This is a genomic window from Corynebacterium tapiri (assembly GCF_006334925.1).
Lineage (GTDB): Bacteria > Actinomycetota > Actinomycetes > Mycobacteriales > Mycobacteriaceae > Corynebacterium > Corynebacterium tapiri.
Window position 1 is genome coordinate 1 of sequence record NZ_VDHJ01000027.1, and the last position, 2,143, is coordinate 2,143.

At 59.1% G+C, this 2,143-nt stretch carries 1 protein-coding gene and 4 tRNA genes; all 5 read right to left on the minus strand.

What is annotated here, in order from left to right; all coding sequences use genetic code 11:
• Positions 1-140: 140 nt before the first annotated feature.
• A tRNA-Phe gene (locus tag FHE74_RS10485) sits at positions 141-213 on the minus strand.
• Positions 214-249: 36 nt separating this feature from the next.
• Positions 250-323: transfer RNA gene (locus FHE74_RS10490), tRNA-Asp, on the minus strand.
• 103 nt (positions 324-426) lie between these two features.
• A complete protein-coding gene (locus FHE74_RS10495) occupies positions 427-1,716 on the minus strand; it encodes a threonine/serine exporter family protein (RefSeq protein WP_139466460.1) in 1,290 nt (429 codons plus the stop codon).
• A gap of 55 nt (positions 1,717-1,771) precedes the next feature.
• Positions 1,772-1,848 (minus strand) — tRNA-Asp (locus FHE74_RS10500).
• Positions 1,849-1,872: 24 nt separating this feature from the next.
• Positions 1,873-1,948: transfer RNA gene (locus tag FHE74_RS10505), tRNA-Glu, on the minus strand.
• Positions 1,949-2,143: the final 195 nt, after the last annotated feature.

Below are 2,143 nucleotides of genomic sequence, written 5' to 3' on the forward strand. Positions count from 1 at the left end.
AATTCGGAAAGGCCCCCTGAAGTAGCAACCAGTGTGCCCGGCAGGCGACACGCCGAGCGGACACACATTTTGCACCTTAACCCTCCACTAACGCTTAAATAACAAAAATCCCACCCCAGCAAACTGGGATGGGACTGTTGTGGCCAGAAGCGGGGTCGAACCGCTGACCTTCCACTTTTCAGGCGGACGCTCTACCAACTGAGCTATCTGGCCAGAAGCACTACGCTCACATGAAGTGTAATACTTCAGCGACCCTGACGGGACTTGAACCCGCGACCTCCGCCGTGACAGGGCGGCGCGCTAACCAACTGCGCCACAGGGCCTAATGCCGTACTCAAAATCCTGTAATAACAGGGTTTCTTGCACGAGTGGAAAGCTTACACACCTACAGAGATTGCTAACAAATCAGCAGCTCATTAGACATATTTAGGCGTGCCGGCGCCCCAGTTCGATGTGGTGGCCAAACATCCAGTCGCGGTCGGTAAGCATGCGCGCCAGAACCAGGCCAGCACCGATGGTGATCACCGTCGTGCTAGACAACGCCCCGTTGCGCACCACCTCGTCCATATCCACCCCATTGACAGCCGCCATTGCCCGGAACATGGAGGTACCCGGGATCATGATGAGGGCCGCCGGAACGGTCGTGGTCACGCGGGGGATGTGGTTGAGGCGTGCAACGACAAACCCCAGCAGCCCGACCGTCAGGCCACCCAGCAGGACAGCCAGGTAGATCGAGGAACCACCGGCCACAATCCCCAGCTTGACCAGGTTTCCCACCATGCCAATGAAGGCGGCAAGGATGATCATGCGCCGCGAGGAATTGAACATGAAAGCAAAGCCTGCGACACCGGTGAAGCTAGCCAAGGCCAGCACGAGAGGGCCATACAAGGATGCGCTTGAATCTGGAGCGTCCGGACGCAAGCCCACCACCCAGCTCACCAAACTGACCGACAACAGGGCGCAGGTAATCACCGACAAAGCCCAGGCGAAACGGCTAATCCCTGCGGGAAAATCGAATCGGGAGAGATCGATCATCGAGGTAAAGAGCGGGAATCCCGGGATAAGGAACAGCACCGAGGCAACAAAGCCTGGGGCAAGGAACTCGGGTTCAACCCATCCCAGCGCGGCAGTGGCCGAGGTAATCGCCCAATAAGCCAAGGGGGCTATCACTCCCCCGGCTGCGACGCCCGCGAGCTGGCGCATGTGCTTGGCCCCGGCAACGTGCTGGGCTAGTTTGCCTAGCGCGGCCGCGACTCCCACCACGAGGCACACGTGCCATTCAAAACCGTTCAGGATGGCAAAGCTCGCGCAAGCGACCGCGGCGGCGGCACAGATCACCCACGTGGACCAGCGTTTGCGTACGGTGGCCTCTATCAAGTCGAGCCGAGCGTTGAGATCCTCCGCAGTCATCCTCTCGGGAAGATGGCGAGTTAGATCCTCCAGGGCCTCAATACGTGAGGCATCCACCCCGGGATTGTCCACGTTGTACACGACGGTGCGAAAGTGCGGGCCCCGGTGAAACGTCACCGCAATAGTGGTGACCGTGATGATCGCATGCAGCTGGGTATATCCCAGACTGCGTGCTGCCCGCTTCATTGCCCGGATAACCCGGTAACCGGCTGATCCTGAGCTCATGAGCATGATGCCCAGACGCAGAACCGCGTCGGCCTCAATGCCCATGGTCTCGCGCTCGGTGTCTGAGATGTGATCGTTCACGTGTGCTCCCGGACGTCGAAAAGCGAAAATCCCAGTACCTAAGGTACTGGGATAATGGCGACCCTGACGGGACTTGAACCCGCGACCTCCGCCGTGACAGGGCGGCGCGCTAACCAACTGCGCCACAGGGCCAAAAGAGTGATACTCGGAAGTATCTGGTACCCCCAACGGGATTCGAACCCGTGTCGCCGCCGTGAAAGGGCGGTGTCCTAGGCCTCTAGACGATGGGGGCCCGTCGACCGTTGCGTCACACCGTTGTTCGGCTCTGGCGACTCACTAAAGGTAACCCACCCCAGCACAATCCACAAAACGCCTGCTAGGAGATACAAAAATCCCGCTCACCTGGGGTTAAGTAGCAGAAAGTGTGTCTGATCCTCCGCGTTCACCCTGATAGGACCGTATAAATCGCCCAGATATAAGGCCCTAG